1 protein-coding gene is annotated in these 537 nt (G+C 33.5%); it reads left to right on the top strand.

What is annotated here, in order from left to right; genetic code table 11:
• Nucleotides 1-222: hypothetical protein (locus ABN217_RS20245; protein ID WP_349460004.1), on the top strand; the 222-nt coding region annotated here is incomplete at its 5' end.
• Nucleotides 223-537 lie beyond the last annotated feature (315 nt).

Raw genomic sequence — 537 nt, 5'->3', positions numbered from 1 at the left:
GTTGGTCTTTTTTCATTACTCGACATTTGGGGAAGAGAAAGTAATATTCCTCAATTAAATAGAGATATTTATCGAATGTGGGGGCTACTTGATAATAAGCTTAATTGCCACCCTACTCATAACGGGAACGTTAAAACAATGCTTAATGATTTTGAACAGTTTAAAAGAGGCAACTGTTCAAGAGAAATTGAATGGGAGTATCGATCTTTAGCTGAAATATAAACATCATTTTATTTCTATAACATTATATATACTGAACGAACGCGTACTACAAAAGGGACAAAACAACAACATTACTATCGTTATGGGCTAATTTTACCGTTCACCGGTTTCAAAGATATTCACATTATTAGCGATGGAAAAACGCCCTGCAAAACTCACTATTCATTAGCATCAGCAGAATTTAATAAACATTTTAAACTCGGTGCTAAAGATCCCTTACTATTGAGTAAATTTTTAAAACCAATGGTCATCGAAGCGCTGTTTAATGCGACAAAAGAACTTGATAGCTTAAATGTGGAAATTACTGCAAATGAG

The sequence above is a fragment of the Proteus sp. fly-1067 genome, assembly GCF_040139345.1.
In the GTDB taxonomy this organism is placed as follows: Bacteria; Pseudomonadota; Gammaproteobacteria; order Enterobacterales; family Enterobacteriaceae; genus Proteus; species Proteus vulgaris_B.
The sequence above is the reverse complement of the archived record's forward strand: the minus strand, read 5'-3'. Positions and strand labels throughout refer to the sequence as shown.